Here is a 19,747-nt window from a genome sequence, read left to right on the forward strand (position 1 = left end):
GCGACCCTAGACAGCGCGACGACCCGGCCCATGCGTGGGGGAGCGCCGGATCGGGTAATGACGGCCCGTCAACCGAGGGAAGGACCGCATCGACATGAGCCAGGCACCGGAGAGCGTCACCGACGGGGAGATCGTGGAGACCCGAGGCGACGAGCGGGTCGAACTGCTGCGCGCCGACACCAACAACGACGGCAAGACCGATGTGTGGGTGGTGGACACCGACGGCGACGGCAAGGCGGACCTGTTCCAGTTCGACACCGACGGTGACGGCAAGGTGGACATCACGATGGTCGACATCGACGAGGACGGCCAACCGGACGAGGTGGTCGACGGCGACGGCGGCCTCCCGCCCGAGCAGCTCCCCCCGACCGTCCAGGTCTGAGACGGACGACGGCCCCTGCCTCCGCCCGGCGGATCGCGGGGGCCGTCGCTCAGCCGACGAGGCGCAGGGTGGCCAGGTAATAGGGGGCGTCGCGATCGTCCACATCGGTGAGGCGCCAACCGGTGCCGTGCACCAGACCAGCGAACTCGTCCGCCGAACAGACCAGATAGTCGAACCATTCGGTGCTCAACTCGCGGTAGCGCAGCCGCAGCCGTAGCTGGCCACCGAGCCGGCCGCACCGCCGGTTGCGCTCGTGGTAGCCGGTGTGCAGCCGGTCGCGGGTGCCGTACGGGTCGGTGCCCTGCGCGATGATCTGCGCGCCCGGTCGGGCCAGCGCGGCGAGCGCGGCCAGGAACACGGGAGCGCGCTCCCGCCCCTCGAACAGGCCGAGGTTGTTGCCGAGCAGCAGGAACGTGTCGTACCGCGAACCGTCGGCGACGTGCGTGTCGACGGTGCCGTGCACCAGCCGCCGGACCCCGCGACGCCGGCTCACCTCCAGTGCACCGGCGGAGGTGTCCAGCCCGGTGACCGGTACGCCGCGCTCCTGGAGCAGCAGCGCGATCCGGCCGGCTCCGGTGCCGATGTCCAGCGTCTCGCCGTGCGCCCGGTCCACCGCGCGGTGGTCGTACGGCTGCCACTGCGCCGGCTCGTCCAGGTAGTGCGCGGCCGGCGCGCCGTTGATCAGGCCGTCGTCCCGTTCGATGATCTCGATGACCGGTCGCGGCAGTCGACCGCCGACCAGGGGCCGGGAGCCCACCCCGGTGGCCACGGCGAGGGTGTCCCGCAGCAGTTCGCCGATCACGTCACCGATTAGAGGCTCAACAGTCACGACGTTCACGCTATCCGGCCACTCAGTGGCCCGTGCCGGTCGTATCCTGGCGGCGTGACCACGCTGGACCGGCTGTCGGCCGAGAAGTACATCCTGCTCACGACCTTCCGCAAGGACGGTCGGGCGGTGCCGACCCCGGTCTGGGCGGTACGCGACGGCGAGGCGTTGGCGGTCTGGACCCGTGCCGACTCGGGCAAGGTGAAGCGGATCCGCCACAACGGCGAGGTGACCGTGGCGCCCTGCGACGTGCGGGGTCGGCCACACGGGGCGGAGGTGCCAGCTCACGCGACGATCTACGGGGGCGGTGACATCGGTCGGGTCCGCGACCTGCTGAAGCACAAGTACCGCCTGATCGGGCGGCTGAGCCTGCTGGGCAGCCGGTTGCGTCGCGGCGAGGGCGGCACCGTCGGCATCCGGGTGACGTTGGCCGAGCCGCAGCGCTGACCCGCGGCCGGCGTCGCTCGGCGGGGCATGGAAAGGGGCGGCGGATCGAGATCCACCGCCCCTGACGAAAAACTATCGCCGACTCAGTCGCCCTGCCGCTGCTGCGGGATCTGGCCCTGCAGCAGCGCCCTGACCTCCGACTCGCGGTAGCGACGGTGGCCGCCCAGAGTGCGGATGGCGCTGAGCTTGCCCGCCTTGGCCCACCGGGTCACCGTCTTCGGGTCGACACGGAACATCGACGCCACCTCGGCCGGTGTGAGTAGCGGCTCTGGTTCGTGCGTTCGCGATGCCATCGGTCACTCCTCCACATGTATAGACATCGGCCGGGGTCCCGCCGGCCGACGCGTCTCCCATGGTCCGGCTAGTCCCCGATGTCCGACATGGGCCGAACGGATGAAGGTCCCTAGACGGACGGATGAACCATGCCCGATTTTTACGACTTTTACACGGCAGAAACTACCTTATTGGGACTCATGCTCACGGTTCGTGATGCGTCAACTACGAGTGCAACTCACCTTGGGAGCGCTCCTAGGGTGATATGCCCTAGTTGCACCGCTCCAACAGCTGCACAGCGCGCCACCGGGCCACCAACTTGTCGTACGCGGCGGACGCCTCCTCGGCCTCGCCGCGCGACAGCCCCGCGAGGCCGCCGGCAACCAACTCGGGCGAGTCGTCCGCGGCTAGGGTCTCGTCGGAGAGCAGGTCGACCAGACCGCCGTAGTCCAGCTCGACCACTGACCGCGGATGGAACTCCTCCAGCCAGCGGGCCGCCTCCTCCACCGCCTCGGTGATCGGCGCCTCGCCCACCGACTTGCGCAGCACCGACAGGGCCCGCGACGAACGGCGTCGGGCCTTGGAGATCTCGGTGCGATAGCGCAGCGCCCGCCGGCCCGGCTCGGTGACCAGGTCCCGCTCCGCCGGCTCGAAGAGCACGAACCACCGCAGCGGTACGCCCCAGGTGGCGATCTGTTCGTGCACCCGGGGCACCCCGTGCTCCAGCACCCGGGCGCCGCTACGCCAGTCGTCCACCACCGCCCTGGCCTGCCCGGCGAGCACCGGCGGCACGAAGGCGTCGGCGAGCACCGAGGGCACCCCGTCCCGGGCGCTGAGCGCGGCCTCAGCGACCCGGATGCGCAGGTTCCACGGACAGACCAGCAGGCTGTCGTCCGTCTCCAGGACGTACGCCTCCTCGGGCAGGTCCGGCAGCCGGGTCCAGCCTGCGCCCAGCGCCTCGATCACCGCCGTCCGCTGCCGACCGGGCCCCTCGACCGGGGCGACCGCGCGCCCCTCCGAGACGTAGCGGCGCCAGTAGCTCTGCCGGTCTCGATCGAAGGCGGCCAACGGTTCGTACACGCGCAGGTAAGAAGCGAAGAGCGACGGCACCGCGCGATCCTCCCACGAACCACGCCCCGATGCGCTCAGCGGCCGGAGCACGCGCGCCGCAACGTGGGACGGCGGTGGCGCGTCGAGCGCCCGGCCGGAGGCCGATACTAGGCTCGATCACACCGGCAGCATCCCCGCCGGGGTCCACCAGGTCCGCGCCCCACAAGGACGCACACCACAGTAGGAGCCAACAATGGGCGTATTCGCGAGCACCGACGACCCGGTATCGACCGGTCACGAACAGGTCGTGTTCTGCCAGGACAAGCAGAGCGGCCTGAAGGCGATCATCGGGATCTACTCCACCGCGCTGGGCCCGGCGCTCGGCGGCACCCGCTTCTACCCGTACGCGAGCGAGGACGACGCCCTCGCCGACGTGCTGGACCTGTCCCGCGGGATGGCATACAAGAACGCGCTCGCCGGGCTGGACCTGGGCGGCGGCAAGGCCGTCATCTGGGGCGACCCGGAGCAGATCAAGAGCGAGGCGCTGCTGCGCGCGTACGGCCGCTTCGTGGAGTCGCTGGGCGGCCGCTACTACACCGCCTGCGACGTCGGCACGTACGTGGCGGACATGGACGTCATCGCCCGGGAGACCCGCTACGTGACCGGGCGCAGCGTGGAGCACGGCGGCGCCGGTGACTCGTCGATCCTCACCGCCTGGGGCGTCTTCCAGGGGATGCGGGCCGCGGCCGAGCACGTCTGGGGCACCCCGAGCCTGCGGGGCCGACGGGTCGGCGTGGCCGGCCTGGGCAAGGTCGGCAAGTACCTCACCGGGCACCTGCTGGAAGACGGCGCCGAGGTGGTCGCCACCGACGTCAACCCGAAGGCGCTGGCCTGGGTGCGTACCAACCACCCGCAGGTCTCCCTCGTCGACGACTCCAGCGCGCTGGTCGCCGCCGACCTCGACGTGTACGCGCCGTGCGCGCTGGGCGGCGCCCTGAACGACGACACCGTGCCGGCGTTGCGCGCCAAGGTGGTGACCGGGGCGGCGAACAACCAGCTCGCCCACCCGGGCATCGAGAAGCTGCTGGCCGACCGGGGCATCCTCTACACCCCGGACTACGTGGTCAACGCGGGCGGCGTCATCCAGGTGGCCGACGAGATCGAGGGCTTCAACTTCGACCGGGCCAAGCTGCGGGCGACCCGGATCTACGACACCACCCGCGAGATCCTGCACCTGGCTGACGCGGAGGGCGTGCCGCCGGCGGTGGCCGCCGACCGGCTGGCGGAGCGGCGGATGGCCGACGTCGGCCGACTGCGAGCGATTCACCTGCGCTGAGCGTTCCCGGAGGCGGATCGACGAGATCCGCCTCCGGGCCCCGGCGTTGGGCGTAGCTGGGTAAGCTGAGCCCGGGTCAAGTTTGATGCGGTTTGTCCGGTGTCACGGGTGCTAACCGTTCCGCTCCTTACCCGGTACACTGGGTGACGGCCGGATCGACGCGACGCGCAGAGCCGGCTGACGGTAACCCGAGGTGCCGAACGGTGGCATCCCCATGTACCGTAAGAGCCACGAGAGATGCCTGACGTCATCGGGGCCCGCCTTCGGGCTGCCCCGCATTCTGTGCGAGGGGGTCGAGCCATGGGGCGCGGCCGTGCTAAGGCCAAGCAGACTAAGGTGGCGCGGGAGTTGAAGTACCACTCCCCGAACACCGACCTCACCGCCTTGCAGCGCGAACTGGCGGGTGCTGGTAAGTCTGAGCACCACTTCGACGACGACTCTAAAGAGTTCGTCGACGACGATGATGAGGATCACGCGGACGACGATCCGGATCCCTGGGTCCGTCCGACCCGCTGACCTCTCGACGCAGCTGAGCACGCGGTACCCCCGCGTGCTCACGCGCGTCCTGTGCCGGTGCAGTCGCCGACGATCAGGGGCCTGGCCCGACCGGAGCGATCCGGCCGCTCGACAGGCCCCTGACGACGGCCCCCTCAGCGCGGGCGATTGTTCCAGTTGTAGAACGTCGGGATGTTCTCGAAGTGGTTCCAGGCACAGACCGCGCTGGAGCCGTCTCCGCCCGACACCTCCGAGCGCAGCCGCCGTGCGTCCTCGGCCTCCTGGAGCAGCGCGACGAGCGCGGGAGCCGCGTCTCGCACCCGTTCGGTGACTCCGTCGTCCGCTTCGCGCTCAGGCCGCCGGTGACTCGTGGTCTCGGGCATGCTCCAACACTCCCTCCAATAGGCGGATCTTGCTGTTGCGGCAGTGCTCGGTCTCCGTACCGTCAAAACGCCCCAGCTCGAAGTAACGGTTGGCGGCATGGCCACCACCGCAGAAGCCGAAGTACGGGCAGGATGCCCGACACGCCTCCACCCCGGCCAGGAACTCCCCCACCCATGGCGTCGCCGCCGCGCTGGCGAGGATCTGCGTCAACGGGGTCGTCAGCACGTTGCCGCTGCTGAAGTCGCCGTAGCGGGGGCCGGTGAAACCGGCCAGCTCCGGGGAGAGCACGATCACCGAGCCGTCGTGACCGATCGTCGGGATCGGGTCCAGGTGACGGGGCAGCACCCCGTCCGCCGAGTTGTCGAGCACCGCCGCGGCGTAGCGCAACGACCACTCGATCTCGCGGAGGTGGATCCGGGGCTCCCGGCGCCACGCCCCGACCAACTCCGCCCAGAACGCGGACACCGCAGACGGGTCGTGGCGGTTGTCGCGGGTGTTGACGCCCTCGGTCTCCTCGATGTTGATGCCCAGCACGTCGCAGCCCAGCTCGAGGAAGTAGTCGTACAGCTCGGTGGCGAGCCCCGGCTCCGGCCGGGACACCACGGCCAACGCGGAGAAGGGCAGACCGCGCCGGCGCAGCGCCGAGATGCCGTGCAGGATCCGGTCGTACGCCGGCTGACCGCCCCGGTTGACCCGGTCACCGTTGCGCGCCCGGGGCCCGTCGACGCTCACGCTCACCCGCATCTCGTGCCGGACGAAGAAATCGCACCAGTCGTCGTCGATGAGCGTGGCGTTGGTCTGCACGTGGTGCTCGACCTCGGGCCCGAACGGCGCGATCAGATCGGCCAGGTGGTCCCGACCGGCCGCCAACGGCTCGCCGCCATGCCACACCACGGAGAAGCGACCGTTCACCGCCCACGGGTTCACCGCGGCCGCGACCGCCTCGGCCACCGCCACCGGCATCCGCCGGTCGGCGGACCGAAACGGCAGGTAGCAGTACGCGCAGTCGAGGTTGCAGAGGGTGGTGGGCTGCATGACGACGTACGACGGGACAGCGGCCAGACCGCGCATCCCGCTGAACGACTGTCCCTGAGCAGCCATCGCCCTCCTCCGCCTAGCCTTAGCCCTTCAGGCTAGGCGGCATTGGCCACTCGGGTGAAGCCCTGATCAGATGCCCGTACGATCACCGGAGGGTGGTCATCCTCGGGTGTGCTGACCGACCATCTGCACGTTGCCGGTGCCCTCGATGATCTCGCCGGCCTGCCACGCCTCGACTCCACGGCCGGTCAGGGTGGCCAGCGCCCGGTCAGCGTCCTCGGCCGACACGATCGCGAACATGCCGACGCCCATGTTGAAGGTCGACTCCATGTCCTGGTCGTCGATCCGACCCTTCGTCTGGATCAGGTCGAAGATCGGCTGCGGCTTCCAGGTGGACCGGTTGACCACCGCGTCGACGTGCTCGGGCAGCACCCGGACCAGGTTGCCGGGGATGCCACCACCGGTGATGTGGGACAGCGCCCGCACCTCGGCCTCGGCGATCAGCTTGAGGCAGTCCTTGGCGTAGATTTTGGTCGGGGTGAGCAGCTCCTCACCGAGGGTCCGCTGCCGACCGAAGTCGTCGATCACGATGTCCAGACGCATCCGAGCAGCACCGAGCAGCACGTGCCGGACCAGCGAGTATCCGTTGGAGTGCAGGCCGGAGGAGCGCATGGCGATCACCACGTCGCCCACCTCGACCCGCTCCGGGCTGAGAATGTCGGCTTCCTCGACCACGCCCACGCCGGTCGCGGAGATGTCGTACTCGTCCGGGCGCAGGACACCGGGGTGCTCGGCGGTCTCCCCGCCCAGCAGCGCGCAGCCGGCGTAGCGGCAGCCGTCGGCGATGCCCGCGCCGATCTCGGCGACCTTGTCCGGAACGACCTCGCCGGTGGCGATGTAGTCGAGCAGGAACAGCGGCTCGGCGCCGCAGGCCACCAGGTCGTCCACGACCATGGCGACCAAGTCGATGCCGACCGTGTCGTGGATGTCCATCTGCTGAGCGATCACCAGCTTGGTGCCCACCCCGTCGGTGGAGGACGCCAGGATCGGGCTCTTGTACTTCTTCGTGTCCAGCCGGAACAGGCCGGCGAAGCCGCCGAGGTCACCGAGCACCTCGGGGCGGCGGGTCTGCCGCACCTTCGACTTGAGCAGCTCCACCGCGCGGTCGCCCGCGTCGATGGAGACGCCGGCGTCGGCGTACGAGACCGAGCGTTTGCGCGCCTGGCGGCCAGCGCCGCCCGTCCACGGCTGGCGGTCGCCGCCGGCGCCGGTCGGGCTGCTTCCTGCGCCGCTGCGCTCGGACACGTGCGTCACGGTTCTCCCCTTTGGTTCTCGGTGCCGCCGGCGATAGCCGGGCCGCGCCGGTTGGTGCTACGGGCGGTTTGCGGTAACGCCACCCGGAGTGGCGACGGACGAGCCGTTGGTGTGCGGGGTCTCCGACGCCGAGTTGGCGACGCGTCGACCCACACCTTCGAGCACGTGCTTGCCGATCAGGTTGCCGGCCGGCAACTCGATCGGGTACTCCCCATCGAAACATGCCCGACACAACCGGGTCTTCGGCTGCTCGGTCGCGGCGATCAGGCCGGGAAGCGAAACGTAACCCAGCGTGTCGGCGCCGATGGAGCGCCGAATGCCATCGTTGTCCAGCCCATTGGCCAGCAGCTCCGCCCGGGTGGCGAAGTCGATGCCGTAGAAGCACGGCCAGCTGACCGGCGGCGAGGAGATCCGGACGTGCACCTCCAGCGCCCCCGCCTCACGCAGCATCCGCACGATGGCGCGCTGGGTGTTGCCGCGCACGATCGAATCGTCCACGACCACCAACCGCTTGCCGCGGACGTTCTCCCGCAGCGGGTTGAGCTTGAGCCGGATGCCGAGCTGACGCAGGGTCTGCGACGGCTGGATGAAGGTGCGCCCCACATACGGGTTCTTCATCAGGCCGGCGCCGTACGTGATGCCGGACGCCTCCGCGTAGCCGATCGCGGCCGGGGTGCCCGACTCGGGCACCGGGATCACCAGGTCGGCCTCGACCGGGTGCTCCTTGGCCAACTGTCGGCCGATCTGCACCCGTGCCGCGTGGATGTTGCGCCCGGCGATCGTGGCATCCGGGCGGGCGATGTAGACGTACTCGAAGAGGCAGCCCTTCGGCTCCGGTGCGGCGAACCGGGTGGAGCGCAGCCCGTTCTCGTCGATCGCGATCAACTCGCCCGGCTCGACCTCGCGCACCACGCTGGCGCCGACGATGTCCAGTGCTGCCGTCTCGCTGGCAACGACCCAGCCGCGCTCCAGGCGGCCGAGCACCAGCGGGCGGACGCCATGCGGATCGCGGGCCGCGTAGAGGGTCGACTCGTCCATGAAGACGAAGCTGAACGCGCCGCGCAGCTGCGGCAGCACCTCCAGCGCGGCCGCCTCGACCGACAGATCCGGTCGGCTGGCGAGCAGCATCGTCACCAGAGAGGTGTCGTTTGTCGAACCGTCCGCGATGAGACCGCGCTCGGCGACCTCCTTCTCCAGCTCGGCGGTGTTGACCAGGTTGCCGTTGTGGGCCAGCGCGATGGTCGTGCCGGAGGTGGTCGACCGGATCGTCGGCTGGGCGTTCTCCCAGTTCGACGCGCCGGTGGTGGAGTATCGGGCGTGCCCGATCGCCAGGTGACCGCGCAGGCTCGCCAGGGTGGGCTCGTCGAAGACCTGCGCCACCAGGCCGAGGTCCTTGTAGACCACCACGCCGGAACCATCGCTCACCGCGATGCCCGCAGCCTCCTGGCCGCGGTGCTGTAGGGCGTAGAGGCCGAAGTAGGTCAGATTGGCAACCTCTTCGCCGGGGGCCCAGACGCCGAAGACGCCACAGGCATCCTGGGGGCCAGGTCGTTGGGGGTCAAGGTCGTGGCTCAGCCGGCCGTCGCCTCGGGGCACCTACCGCTCCCTCATGCTGGTCTGGACCGGCTGGGCGGGGATCACGGGCGGATCCACTCTCCTCTGCCGGGACCTGTCATCGCCTGACAGTGTACGCGAATCGGCGTCAATACAGAAAGTCACGATTTCGCTGCTCAGCGTCACGGTGAGTGGGACATCGGGACGACTAGAGGGGCAGATACGCCGAGAGGTCCGCCCGGTTGCCACTCATCTGGACGCGACCGTCGGTGACCGCCGACACCCAGTCAACCCGGCCGGTAGCCAGCTCCAGCCAGGTGTTCGGGGCCATCTCGACCACATTTGGTGGATTTCCTCTGGTGTGTCGAGGCCCCGGTACGCACTGGATCGCCCCGTATGGTGGGACGCGCACCTCCACCGATCGGCCGGGGGCGCGCTCCGCGAGGACGGCCAACAACGACCGGACCGCCTCTCGGAACACCGGCCGTTCGGGTGTACGCCCCTCGTCGAGCGCCGACAACGCGGCCGTAACGGCAGCGGACTTACTGTGCGGAGAGGACACGACGGGACGATACGACCCCCAGGCCAGACACGCGACGCTGGCCCTGGGTCGCGCTCATGCAGTCGGACAAGGCATAGTTGCCGACGGCGTATTCGTACCGTGATGATCCCCGGCCCGGCGCCCCGCCGGTCAGAGGGAAGTCAGCCCGGAAGGCGGTGGACGTGTCAACACACCGACGTGCCTGGAAGCAGCGGGCCGGTGTGGTCGTAGCGCTGGTTGCCGGCGCTCTGCTCGCCGTCCCCGCCACACCAGCCATGGCCGCTCCTAACGTTACAGATGTTTCGGCTTCGCCGAGCAGCGTCGAGGCCGGCAAGACCACGAAGATCAGCTATCGACTCGCCTTCGAAGACGACGCAGGGCCTGCCGACATCAGTTTCAGCTCGAGCAGCTCGAAGCTGACCTGCATTGACGGGTGCTCTCGCGGCCGGGTGACGTCGAGTGGCACCTTCGACGCCACCTTCAAGGCTGCGGATGACGCAGCCAACGGCAGCGCCACGATCACCGTCAAGGCGACGGACTCCACCGGGGTCGTGAAGCAGAGCGAAGAGGCGTCGACCACCGTCACGTTGGTCGCCAAGGCAGCGCCGCCGCCGCAGAACCAGACCGTGCGGTCGGTCTCCGGCAAGGTGGTCGCGCAGGCTGACGGCAAGGCCGTACCGAACGCTTTCGTGGTGCTCCAGGACACCGCCGGTCACCGCTACGACGCCACCAGCAACGGCAGCGGCGACTTCCGGTTCACCGGCACCACCGACAAGCCGATCGCACCCGGCCGGATCGACCTGGGCGCGTCGTTCGACAACATCAAGGCGTTCAAGTCCTTGAACGCCGCAGCAGGGCAGGCCGTCACCGGGCAGCGGCTCAGCCTCGCGATCAAGGTCGAGGTGACGCCCAGCGCCACCCCGTCCGCCACCCCCGAGGCCACTCCCACCGACGAGGCGACCGAGGAGGGCACCGAAGAGGAGCCCACCGAGGAGGCCAGCCAGGGTGCTCCGGCGAACGCCGCGAACAACGAGGACAGCGGTGGCCTCGGCTCGTACATGATCATCCTGCTCGGTGGTCTCCTGGTCGCCGCCGGTGTCGGCACGATCGTGCTGCTCTGGATGAAGCGCAAGGAGAACGGCGACGACGATGACGCTCCGGCGGCCGCCGGTGGTGGCGGCGTGGTGCCGCCCTCGCGGGGCGGGTTCCGCGGCCCCGACGACCACACCCGGGTGGTCGGCGGTCGTCCCGGCGGTGGCGCGGACCCGACAATGGTCGGTGGCGCGGCACTGAGTGAGGCGCCGACGATGATGCATCGCCCGGTGGTCGACGACGTTCCGCCGGACCCGTACGGCGCGCCTGCCCAGGCGTACGGCGGCGCGGGTCAGCAGGGCTGGGGCGGCGCCGGCTACGGCGACGAGCCGGCGCCCGGCGGGTACGGTGCCGGCGGCTACGGCAACGCTCCCGCCTCCGGTGGCGGCTACGGCGCTCCGGCCGGCGCGGAAGGCGGCTACGGCACCGGTGCGGCCGGTGACGGTTACGGTGCCGCGTCCGGTGCCGGCTACGGCAACGCGCCGGCCTCCGGTGGCGGATACGGCAACGCGCCGGCTTCCGGTGCCGGCTATGGCAACGCGCCGGCCTCCGGCGGTGGCTACGGCGGTCGCGATTACGACGCCCCGGGTGGCACCACCGCCTATCCGGCGGCTCCCGCTGGCGGAGCGGCGTACGGCGAGCGGTTCGACGAGCCGACCGGCCGGTACACCGGCGACAGCACCCAGTACCCGGCACCGGCCGACCCGTACGCCACGGGCGTCTACCAGCCGGAGCAGGGGCAGGGTTACGGCCAGCCCGAGGCCGCCCCGTACGGCGGTCGCGCTGCCGAGCCGACAGCGGGGTACGGCGCTCCGGAGACTGGCGGGTACGACCAGGGCGGCTACGGTCAACCGGCCGGCGGGTACGACCAGGCCGGCAACTACGGCCAGGAGCCTCCGCAGCAGCGCGGCGGCTACGACGACCGGGGCTACGACCAGGGCGGCTACGGCCAGCCCGCCGGCGGGTACGACCAGGGCGGCAACTACGGCCAGGAGCCTCCGCAGCAGCGCGGCGGCTACGACGACCGGGGCTACGACCAGGGCGGCTACGGCCAGCCCGCCGGGCGGAACCGGCCGGACACCCCGCCGCCGACCGAGCGGGGCGGTCGTCGCCTCGACTGGCTGGACGACTGACCCCACCACAGCACATGGAAACGGCCACCCGGATCTCCGGGTGGCCGTTTCGCTGCAATATCCACTCGCGATCGGCAAAGTCGGGCGGTCTCGCAGCCCTGGACACCCCGACTTCCAGGAAGCCGAGTTGATCACAGGGTGCGGGGCAAACACGGGCGGCCGGCCCGGCCAGGCGGGACAGGCCCGGCCAGGCGGCACGGCCCGGCCAGGCGGGACAGCCCGGTCAGGCGGCGGAGAAGACGCCCTGGTGGAGCACCGGCACGACGTCCGACACGCCGATCCGGACGGCGACATCCACGTCCCTGGCGAAGCCGTTCTCGGTCAACTCCCGCCCGGAGACGCTGCCGCGAACGGCTGCGGGCACATCCGGGGTGCTCGCCAGCGCGGCGAGCGCCATGGCCGCCTCCACCGACAGCCCACCCGGTACGCCGGAGAGGGCGTCCAGCACCGAGGCGGCGCCGAGCTGGTCCTCCACCGACGGACGCAGTGACCCGTCCGGCCACCGTTCTCCGGAGGCGATCACGCCGATCGGGGCGTCCACCGTGCCGTAACCCTGGCGGCGCAGCCAACGCCCGACGGCGCGTGCGTTGCGCAGGCACGCCGCGACCACCGGCAGACCGGTGGCGCTGGCGGCGGCACTGATGGCGGAGCCGTTCGGGGAGGGCAGGACCAGGTCCGCCACCACTGGCGCGTTGCTCAGCGCGGCGGGCGAGAGCGACCACGGATGGTCCGCTGTCGTCTGCCGCCGGCCGACCGCAGCGGTCGCGCCGACCCGGACGGCGTACTCGGCGGCCTGTTCACCCCAGGGGAACGGGTGCACCCGCATGCCCCTGGCGACCGCCACCTCCACGGCGGTGGTGAACGAGAGGACGTCCACCACCACCAGCGCCGCGCAGACACGGCCGAGCTCGGCCGCCCCGGTCAGCCCCCAGTCGAACCGGGCACCCGATCCGGGTTGGCCGTAGACGGCGGCCGCCAACGCCTCAGCGCTCGTCAGGCGACGGCTCGGTGACACCGGAGTCAGACTCGGACGCCCCGCCGGGCTGCTCTGACCCGATCGGCTCGACCGCGCCGGTCTCCGGGGAAGGCCCCGAGGAGGCGATCGGCTCGGAGACCACGGCCGCCGCGTCGACCGGCTCGGCCGGCGCGACCGGCAGCGGCACGGCTTCGACCGCACCCGCCACACCGGCAGCCGGCGCGGGCACCTCGACGGCCGCCGAGCCTCCGAAGAGGCGCGGCAACGTCTCGGTGTGCGCGGTGCGCAGCTCGTCCAGGCCGATCCGGAACTGGCCGTGCACCTCGAGCGCCCCGCCGGTCGGGTCGGTGACGCCGATCAGCTCGAACGGCACACCCCGCTCGGCGCAGAGCGCCGCGAACGCCTTGTCGTGGCCGCGCGGCACCGAGACCAGCGCCCGCGTGGCGGACTCGCTGAACAGGTAGACGAACGGCATCGAGCCCTCGGCGAACTGTTCCGGCACGGCGACCCGGGCACCGACGCCACGACGCAGGCAGGACTCGACCAGGCTCTGGGCGAGGCCGCCGTCGGAGAGGTCGTGCGCGGAGGCCAGGTGGCCGACCCGGGCCGCCTCGGCCAGCAGCTCGGCCAGCGCCTTCTCCCGCCCGAGGTCGACCTGCGGCGGAATGCCGCCGAGGTGCTCGTGCGTCACCCAGGCCCACTCCGAACCGGACAGTTCCACGTTCGTCTCACCGAGCAGGTAGAGCTGGTCGTGGTCGCCGCCGGCGCGCGGCACGAAGCCCATCGGCACCCGGTCGGCGACGTTGTCCAGCACACCCAGCACGCCGACCACAGGGGTCGGGTGGATGGCCGCAGCGCCGGTCTGGTTGTAGAAGCTGACGTTGCCGCCGGTCACCGGGATGCCCAGCTCCAGGCAGCCGTCCGCCAGGCCGCGCACGGCCTCGGCGAACTGCCACATCACGCCCGGGTCCTCCGGCGACCCGAAGTTGAGGCAGTCGGTGACGGCGATCGGCTTCGCGCCGGTCACCGCCACGTTCCGGTACGCCTCGGCCAGTGCCAGCTTGGTGCCGTTGTACGGGTCCAGCCTGGCGTACCGGCCGTTGCCGTCCACCGAGAGCGCCACACCCAACCCGGTCCGCTCGTCGACCCGGATCACGCCGCCGTCCTCCGGCTGGGCGAGCACTGTGTTGCCCAGCACGTAACGGTCGTACTGCTCGGTGACCCAGGTCTTGTCGGCCAGGTTGGGCGACGCGATCATGCGCAGCACGGTCTCCCGCAGCGCCTCCGGGTCGGCCGGGCGGGGCAGCGTCTCGGCCCGGTCGGCCTGGAGCAGGATCAGGTCCGCCGGCTCACGCATCGGCCGGGCGTAGACCGGGCCGTCATCGACAAGCGAACCCGGCGGCACGTCGACGACCAGGTGGTCCTGCCAGGTGATCAGCAGTCGACCCGGGCGGCCGTCCGGCTCCGGTGCGGTGACCTCGCCGATCGCGGTGGCGAGGACGCCCCACTTCTCGCAGGTCTTGAGCACCGCGTCGAGCTTCTCCGGCTCGACGACCAGCAGCATCCGCTCCTGCGACTCGCTGGCCAGGATCTCGTGCGGGTCCATCGACGGCTCGCGCAGCGGCACCCGCTCCAGCCAGACCCGCATGCCGGTGCCGGCAGCGGCGGCGGTCTCGGTGAGCGCGCAGGTCAGGCCGGCGCCGCCGAGGTCCTGGATGCCGACGACCAGTTGGCCGTCGTACAGCTCGAGGCACGCCTCGATCAGCAGCTTCTCGGTGAACGGGTCGCCGACCTGCACGGCCGGTCGACGTGCCTCGCTGCCCTCGTCGAAGGTCGCGCTGGCCAGCACCGACACGCCGCCGATGCCGTCCCGGCCGGTCTTGGCGCCCATCAGCACGACAACGTTGCCCGGGCCGGCGGCGGCCTTGTTCTGCAGCCGGCTGACCGGCAGCACGCCCAGGCAGAGCGCGTTGAGCAGCGGGTTGCCCTGGTAGGAGGGGTCGAAGACCAGCTCACCACCGATGTTGGGCAGGCCGAGGCAGTTGCCGTAGCCACCCACGCCGGCGACCACGCCGGTGAGCACCCGGGCGGTGTCCGGGTGGTCCGCGGCACCGAAGCGCAACGGGTCCATCACCGCGATCGGGCGGGCGCCCATGGCGAGGATGTCCCGGACGATGCCGCCGACGCCTGTCGCCGCACCCTGGTACGGCTCGACGAAGCTCGGGTGGTTGTGTGACTCGACCTTGAAGGTCACCGCCAGCTCGTCGGAGATCTGCACGACACCGGCGTTCTCACCGATGCCGGCGAGCATCCGGTCGCTGGGCGGGGCCTTCTCACCGAACTGACGCAGGTGCACCTTGCTCGACTTGTAGGAGCAGTGCTCGCTCCACATGATCGAATACATGGCCAGCTCGGACTGCGTGGGCCGACGGCCGAGGATCTGCCGGATCCGGTCGTACTCGTCGTCGCGCAGGCCCAGCTCCGTGTACGGCTGGAGCTCGCCCGGGGTGCCACCGGCACGCGGCACGGTGTCCACGCCCTCGGTCCACACGGCGGCGGCCGGCTGAACGGGAGCGGTCGCCTGTGCGACCTGCTGCGCCGGGCTCGGCTCGGCCGGCTGCGCCGGGGCGGAGTACGCCTCCGGTGTGTCCCGTACCGGGTCCGGATGGGTGGTCATGACCTCTCCTCGCTGCGCTCGTGCCCGCCAGACCGGCGGTTGAGCTGACCGATGATCGTGCCGCCGGTCATGCCGGCGCCCCCACCAGGTGCTTGAGGACCGACGTGAAGAAGCCGAGGCCGTCCAGCGAAGGGCCGGTGAGGGCCTCCACCGCGTGCTCGGGGTGCGGCATGATGCCGACGACGTTGCCGGCGGCGTTGGTGATCGCGGCGATGTCGCGCTGGGACCCGTTGGGGTTGCCGCCGAGGTAGCGGGCGACGACCCGACCCTCGGCCTCGAGCTGGTCCAGCGTCGCGGTGTCCGCGACGTAGCAGCCCTCGCCGTTCTTGACCGGGATGAGCACTTCCTGGCCGGGCTGGAACGCGTTGGTCCACGCGGTCCCGGCCGACTCGATGCGCAGGACCTGGTCCCGGTTGCGGAAGTGCAGGTGCTGGTTGCGGGTGAGCGCGCCGGGCAGCAGGTGCGCCTCGCAGAGGATCTGGAAGCCGTTGCAGATGCCGAGCACCGGCAGACCACCCCGGGCGGCGTCCACGATCGTCTCCATCACCGGGGCGAACCGGGCGATGGCACCGCACCGCAGGTAGTCACCGTAGGAGAACCCGCCGGGCAGGACGACCGCGTCGACGCCGTGCAGATCCGGGTCGCCGTGCCAGAGCCGGACCGGCTCAGCGCCGGCGATCCGGACGGCCCGGGCCGCGTCCCCGTCGTCGAGCGAGCCGGGGAAGGTGACCACACCGACCCGGGCGGTCACGAGCGGGCGTCCGCGGTCTCGTCGGCCTCGACCAGGCGGACGGTGAAGTCCTCGATGACCGGGTTGGCGAGCAGTTTGTCGGCAATCTCCCGAGCGCGGTCCAGGTCCGGTTCACCTGTGAACTCGATCTCGATCCGCCTGCCGATCCGAACCGAGGCGACGTCACCGACGCCGAGCCGGGGCAGCGCGTTTGCGACGGCCTGGCCCTGCGGATCAAGGATCTCGGGCTTGAGCATGACGTCGACGACGACGCGAGGCACTGGGCACTCCTGACTGTGTACGCAGTTGGGTGCCGACCCACAATGGGCGAGCGCAGCCAGCGTACCTGGCAGATATCGCCGCGGACGCACCGGCCGGGTGCAGTTCAGGCAGTGATCGACATTACTGACGCTCAGGGTGACCCGTCAGGCGTGACAGGCGGCCTCAGCAGGACATATACGGCGCAACGGGTGGCCGAATCGTTACATTGACCGACCTCGATCCTATCCTTGATAACGATCGCTTCGGGCCCTACTGTACATCGACGTAAGTCGATCCAGGCGCTCGCGGGAACCCCCGCTGCCGCCCCACCCGCACCCGGCGATCCCGGGCCGCCCCGTCCAAGGAGTCCACCCGATGCGCATCCGCCCCCTGCTCGCCGTACTCAGCACCGCACTGGTCGGCGCCCTCGGCGTCACGTCCGCCGCGTCCGCCGCCCCAGCCGGCCCGCAACCCATCATCGGCGGCGAGACCGTCTCCTCCGCGCCCTGGGCCGCCGCGGTGTTCAGCAACGGCTCGTTCACCTGCTCCGGCAGCGTCATCGCCGCGCAGTGGGTGCTCACCGCCCGGCACTGCATCAGCGGCACCATGTCGGTGCGCGTCGGCAGCGTGAACCGCACCTCCGGCGGGGTCACCCGCACGGTCAGCGCCACCTACACCCGCAACGACCTCGCGCTCATGCGGCTCTCCAGCACCGTCAGCACCTCCACGGTGAGCCTGGCCAGCAGCAACCCGCCGATCAACTCGACGAACTCGATCTACGGCTGGGGCATGACCTGCTACAGCGGCTGCTCGGCGTCCACCGTGCTGAAGACCGCCACCGTCCGGGTGACCAGCAACAGCGCCACCGACGCGTACGGCGGCCAGGCGATCCGCAGCACCCGGATCAACGGCAACGCCTGGCGTGGTGACTCCGGTGGCCCGCAGTTCTACAACGGCCAGCAGGTAGGCGTCGCCTCCACCGCCGACGGGTCGAGCATCCAGAACTACGGCAGCGTTGCGTACAACCGGGCCTGGATCACCTCGGTGGCCGGTGTCTGACGGTTAGCGCCCGGCTCGGCGCGGATGGTCGGCCACGTGCCGGCCGTCCGCGCCGCGTCGTTTTGCAGCATCCGATCAGGTGAACAATGCACACGATCGGGTCGCGCCACTCCTGACAGCATCGGAACCGTGCTGGTCGTGACGACAGAGCAACTGCCCGGCTACGAGATCCGCCAGATTCTCGGTGAGGTGGTGTCATCGATGGCCAGGACGCGCAACCCGTATCGCGAGGGTGTCAAGAACCTGCGCGGTGGCGCGTACGACCCGATGGCCCCGGACAACCTGACCCGGTGGCGCACCGACTCGGTGGCCCGCCTCGGCGAGGAGGCCCTGCGGCTCGGCGCGAACGCGGTGATCGGCATGCGGTTCGACAGCCGGGACTGCGGCGAGATGTGGATGGAGATCTGCGCGTACGGGACCGCCGTGGTCGCCGTACCCAAGATGCCCGAGGTCATGCCGGCCGACCAGCCGGCGGTCGCCGCGGAGACCGCGGAGCCCGCAGGCTTCGCCGAGTCGCTTGGCGGCATCGCCGAACCGGCCAGCGCCCCCAACCTCAGAACCGCCGCCGAAACCCCAACCGGCGAATAACCCACCCCACCCGGGACGGGCCCACCACCCGGTTGATCATGAAGTTATTGCCCTACGCACCGGCGTGTCGCAGCAATAACTTCATGATCAACGCGGCGAGGGGTGGGTGCGGGTCAGAGGATGGGGGGTGGGCTGTAGGTGGCGGCCTGGGGGTGCGCTTCCACAACGGCCGTGATGCGGCGGGTTACCGCTGCCACCTGGGCTTGGGCGGCGCCTACGAAGGCGCTGCGGTCGGCGACCAGGGTGTCGATGTCGGCGCGGGACAGGCCGAGTCGACCGTCTGCCGCCAGCCGGTCGAAGAGGTCGTTCTCCGGTGCGCCCTTCTCGCGCATCGCCAGCGCCACAGCGACCGCGTGCTCCTTGATCACCTCGTGGGCGACCTCCCGGCCGACGCCCCGCCGGACCGCCGCGACCAGGATCTTCGTGGTGGCCAGGAACGGCAGGAAGCGCTCCAGCTCCCGGTTGATCACTGCCGGGTACGAGCCGAACTCGTCGAGCACGGTGAGGAACGTCTGGAACAGGCCGTCGGCGGCGAAGAACGCGTCCGGCAGTGCCACCCGCCGGACCACCGAGCAGGACACGTCCCCCTCGTTCCACTGGTCACCGGCCAACTCGCCGACCATCGACAGGTAACCCCGAATGATCACCGCGAAGCCGTTCACCCGCTCCGAGGACCGGGTGTTCATCTTGTGCGGCATCGCGCTGGACCCGACCTGGCCCGGCTTGAAGCCCTCGGTGACCAACTCCTGACCGACCATCAACCGGATCGTGGTGGCCAGCGACGACGGCGCCGCGGCGGTCTGCGCCAGCGCGGCCAGCACATCGAAGTCCAGCGAGCGCGGGTAGACCTGCCCGACGCTGTCCAGCACCCGGGAGAAGCCCAGGTGCTCGGCGACCCGCCGCTCCAACTCGGCCACCTTGTCGGCGTCGCCGTCGAAGAGGTCGAGCTGGTCGGCGGCCGTGCCGACCGGTCCCTTGATCCCCCGCAGCGGGTAGCGGGCGATCAGCTCCTCCAGCCGCTCGTACGCGATCAGCAGTTCCTCCGCCGCCGACGCGAAGCGCTTGCCCAGCGTGGTGGCCTGCGCCGCCACGTTGTGCGAACGACCGGTCATGACCAGCTCGGAGTGCTCGTGGGCCAGCCAGGCCAACCGGGCGAGGGTGGCCACCACCCGGTCGCGGATCAGCTCCAGCGAGGCGCGCACCTGGAGCTGCTCGACGTTCTCGGTGAGGTCCCGGGAGGTCATCCCCTTGTGCACGTGCTCGTGCCCGGCGAGCGCGCTGAACTCCTCGATCCGGGCCTTCACGTCGTGCCGGGTGACCCGTTCCCGCTCGGCGATCGAGGCGAGGTCGACCTGGTCGAGCACCCGCTCGTACGCCTCGACCACGCCGTCCGGCACCGGCACGCCCAGGTCGCGCTGAGCGCGGAGCACGGCGAGCCAGAGCCGCCGTTCCATCCGGACCTTCTCCTCCGGGGACCAGAGGGCGACCAGTTCGGGCGAGGCGTACCGGTTGGCCAGCACGTTGGGGATCGTCGTCACGTACCTCATTGTCCCGCACCCGCTGGTCGACACCGGGACCGGGCCAGCGTCGA

At 70.7% G+C, this 19,747-nt stretch carries 20 protein-coding genes; 7 read left to right on the forward strand and 13 right to left on the reverse strand.

Annotated features, from left to right (window positions below):
• Nucleotides 1–94 precede the first annotated feature (94 nt).
• Entirely contained in the window at nucleotides 95–382 is a 288-nt protein-coding gene (locus ABZU74_RS01950; RefSeq protein ID WP_091396025.1) for a hypothetical protein, read from the forward strand.
• A 49-nt stretch (nucleotides 383–431) separates the two neighbouring features.
• On the opposite strand, the gene ABZU74_RS01955 is transcribed toward ABZU74_RS01950, so the two are convergent.
• Nucleotides 432–1,211 (reverse strand): class I SAM-dependent methyltransferase, encoded by a 780-nt coding sequence (locus tag ABZU74_RS01955; protein WP_355417251.1) that lies wholly within the window; start codon nucleotides 1,209–1,211, stop codon nucleotides 432–434.
• Nucleotides 1,212–1,265: 54 nt separating this feature from the next.
• Between ABZU74_RS01955 and ABZU74_RS01960 the strand changes: the two genes are divergently transcribed.
• Nucleotides 1,266–1,655, forward strand: coding sequence for a PPOX class F420-dependent oxidoreductase (locus ABZU74_RS01960; RefSeq protein ID WP_355417254.1), 390 nt, complete (start codon nucleotides 1,266–1,268; stop codon nucleotides 1,653–1,655).
• A gap of 83 nt (nucleotides 1,656–1,738) precedes the next feature.
• Here ABZU74_RS01960 and ABZU74_RS01965 read toward each other — a convergent pair whose 3' ends face one another.
• The gene (locus ABZU74_RS01965; RefSeq protein WP_007073996.1) at nucleotides 1,739–1,948 is read right to left on the reverse strand and encodes a BldC family transcriptional regulator; all 210 of its coding nucleotides are present in this window, start codon (nucleotides 1,946–1,948) and stop codon (nucleotides 1,739–1,741) included.
• A 250-nt stretch (nucleotides 1,949–2,198) separates the two neighbouring features.
• The gene (locus tag ABZU74_RS01970) at nucleotides 2,199–3,038 is read right to left on the reverse strand and encodes a hypothetical protein (protein ID WP_355417257.1); all 840 of its coding nucleotides are present in this window, start codon (nucleotides 3,036–3,038) and stop codon (nucleotides 2,199–2,201) included.
• 193 nt (nucleotides 3,039–3,231) lie between these two features.
• On the opposite strand from ABZU74_RS01970, the gene ABZU74_RS01975 reads away from it, so the two are divergent.
• Nucleotides 3,232–4,314 carry a Glu/Leu/Phe/Val dehydrogenase dimerization domain-containing protein gene (locus ABZU74_RS01975; protein WP_355417260.1) on the forward strand — a complete coding sequence of 361 codons (1,083 nt, stop codon included), beginning with the start codon at nucleotides 3,232–3,234 and terminating at the stop codon, nucleotides 4,312–4,314.
• Nucleotides 4,315–4,614: 300 nt separating this feature from the next.
• Nucleotides 4,615–4,830, forward strand: a complete 216-nt coding sequence (locus ABZU74_RS01980; protein ID WP_030332207.1) for a DUF3073 domain-containing protein — start codon at nucleotides 4,615–4,617, stop codon at nucleotides 4,828–4,830.
• 134 nt (nucleotides 4,831–4,964) lie between these two features.
• Here the strand turns inward: ABZU74_RS01980 and amcA are convergent, their stop codons facing one another.
• The 5 genes from amcA to ABZU74_RS02005 all read right to left on the reverse strand — a co-directional run bounded on the left by amcA (nucleotide 4,965) and on the right by ABZU74_RS02005 (nucleotide 9,661).
• Complete coding sequence (gene amcA / locus ABZU74_RS01985; protein ID WP_124821604.1) at nucleotides 4,965–5,192, reverse strand: multiple cyclophane-containing RiPP AmcA; 228 nt, start codon at nucleotides 5,190–5,192, stop codon at nucleotides 4,965–4,967.
• Nucleotides 5,161–6,264 carry a cyclophane-forming radical SAM peptide maturase AmcB gene (gene amcB / locus ABZU74_RS01990; RefSeq protein ID WP_355418217.1) on the reverse strand — a complete coding sequence of 368 codons (1,104 nt, stop codon included), beginning with the start codon at nucleotides 6,262–6,264 and terminating at the stop codon, nucleotides 5,161–5,163. Before amcB ends, amcA begins: the two co-directional genes overlap by 32 nt.
• Before the next feature lie 126 nt (nucleotides 6,265–6,390).
• On the reverse strand, nucleotides 6,391–7,545 hold the full coding sequence (gene purM, locus ABZU74_RS01995) for a phosphoribosylformylglycinamidine cyclo-ligase (protein WP_124777677.1): 1,155 nt from the start codon (nucleotides 7,543–7,545) through the stop codon (nucleotides 6,391–6,393).
• A 57-nt stretch (nucleotides 7,546–7,602) separates the two neighbouring features.
• A complete protein-coding gene (purF, locus tag ABZU74_RS02000) occupies nucleotides 7,603–9,141 on the reverse strand; it encodes an amidophosphoribosyltransferase (protein ID WP_355417264.1) in 1,539 nt (512 codons plus the stop codon).
• Nucleotides 9,142–9,307: 166 nt separating this feature from the next.
• Nucleotides 9,308–9,661, reverse strand: a complete 354-nt coding sequence (locus tag ABZU74_RS02005) for a sterol carrier family protein (RefSeq protein WP_355417267.1) — start codon at nucleotides 9,659–9,661, stop codon at nucleotides 9,308–9,310.
• Nucleotides 9,662–10,089: 428 nt separating this feature from the next.
• Here ABZU74_RS02005 and ABZU74_RS02010 point away from each other — a divergent pair, with 428 nt between their 5' ends.
• Nucleotides 10,090–11,865, forward strand: coding sequence for a carboxypeptidase-like regulatory domain-containing protein (locus tag ABZU74_RS02010; protein WP_355417270.1), 1,776 nt, complete (start codon nucleotides 10,090–10,092; stop codon nucleotides 11,863–11,865).
• Between the two features lie 223 nt (nucleotides 11,866–12,088).
• On the opposite strand, the gene ABZU74_RS02015 is transcribed toward ABZU74_RS02010, so the two are convergent.
• The 4 genes from ABZU74_RS02015 to purS form a co-directional block, all read right to left on the reverse strand.
• Nucleotides 12,089–12,844, reverse strand: coding sequence for a 2-phosphosulfolactate phosphatase (locus tag ABZU74_RS02015; RefSeq protein ID WP_355418219.1), 756 nt, complete (start codon nucleotides 12,842–12,844; stop codon nucleotides 12,089–12,091).
• Nucleotides 12,845–12,848: 4 nt separating this feature from the next.
• The gene (gene purL, locus ABZU74_RS02020; protein WP_355417273.1) at nucleotides 12,849–15,518 is read right to left on the reverse strand and encodes a phosphoribosylformylglycinamidine synthase subunit PurL; all 2,670 of its coding nucleotides are present in this window, start codon (nucleotides 15,516–15,518) and stop codon (nucleotides 12,849–12,851) included.
• A 67-nt stretch (nucleotides 15,519–15,585) separates the two neighbouring features.
• Entirely contained in the window at nucleotides 15,586–16,269 is a 684-nt protein-coding gene (gene purQ, locus ABZU74_RS02025; RefSeq protein WP_355417276.1) for a phosphoribosylformylglycinamidine synthase subunit PurQ, read from the reverse strand.
• Nucleotides 16,266–16,529 (reverse strand): phosphoribosylformylglycinamidine synthase subunit PurS, encoded by a 264-nt coding sequence (gene purS / locus ABZU74_RS02030; protein WP_030491392.1) that lies wholly within the window; start codon nucleotides 16,527–16,529, stop codon nucleotides 16,266–16,268. The genes purQ and purS overlap by 4 nt, the downstream gene beginning before the upstream one ends.
• 355 nt (nucleotides 16,530–16,884) lie before the next feature.
• Here purS and ABZU74_RS02035 point away from each other — a divergent pair, with 355 nt between their 5' ends.
• Together ABZU74_RS02035 and ABZU74_RS02040 are read left to right on the forward strand one after the other, a co-directional pair.
• Nucleotides 16,885–17,568 carry a DUF1986 domain-containing protein gene (locus tag ABZU74_RS02035; protein WP_355417279.1) on the forward strand — a complete coding sequence of 228 codons (684 nt, stop codon included), beginning with the start codon at nucleotides 16,885–16,887 and terminating at the stop codon, nucleotides 17,566–17,568.
• A 24-nt stretch (nucleotides 17,569–17,592) separates the two neighbouring features.
• Nucleotides 17,593–18,156 carry a YbjQ family protein gene (locus tag ABZU74_RS02040; RefSeq protein WP_124854714.1) on the forward strand — a complete coding sequence of 188 codons (564 nt, stop codon included), beginning with the start codon at nucleotides 17,593–17,595 and terminating at the stop codon, nucleotides 18,154–18,156.
• A 113-nt stretch (nucleotides 18,157–18,269) separates the two neighbouring features.
• Here the strand turns inward: ABZU74_RS02040 and purB are convergent, their stop codons facing one another.
• Complete coding sequence (gene purB / locus ABZU74_RS02045) at nucleotides 18,270–19,694, reverse strand: adenylosuccinate lyase (protein ID WP_355417282.1); 1,425 nt, start codon at nucleotides 19,692–19,694, stop codon at nucleotides 18,270–18,272.
• Nucleotides 19,695–19,747 lie beyond the last annotated feature (53 nt).

Origin of the sequence: Micromonospora sp. NPDC005171, assembly GCF_040608575.1 — a bacterium.
Taxonomy (GTDB): domain Bacteria; phylum Actinomycetota; class Actinomycetes; order Mycobacteriales; family Micromonosporaceae; genus Micromonospora.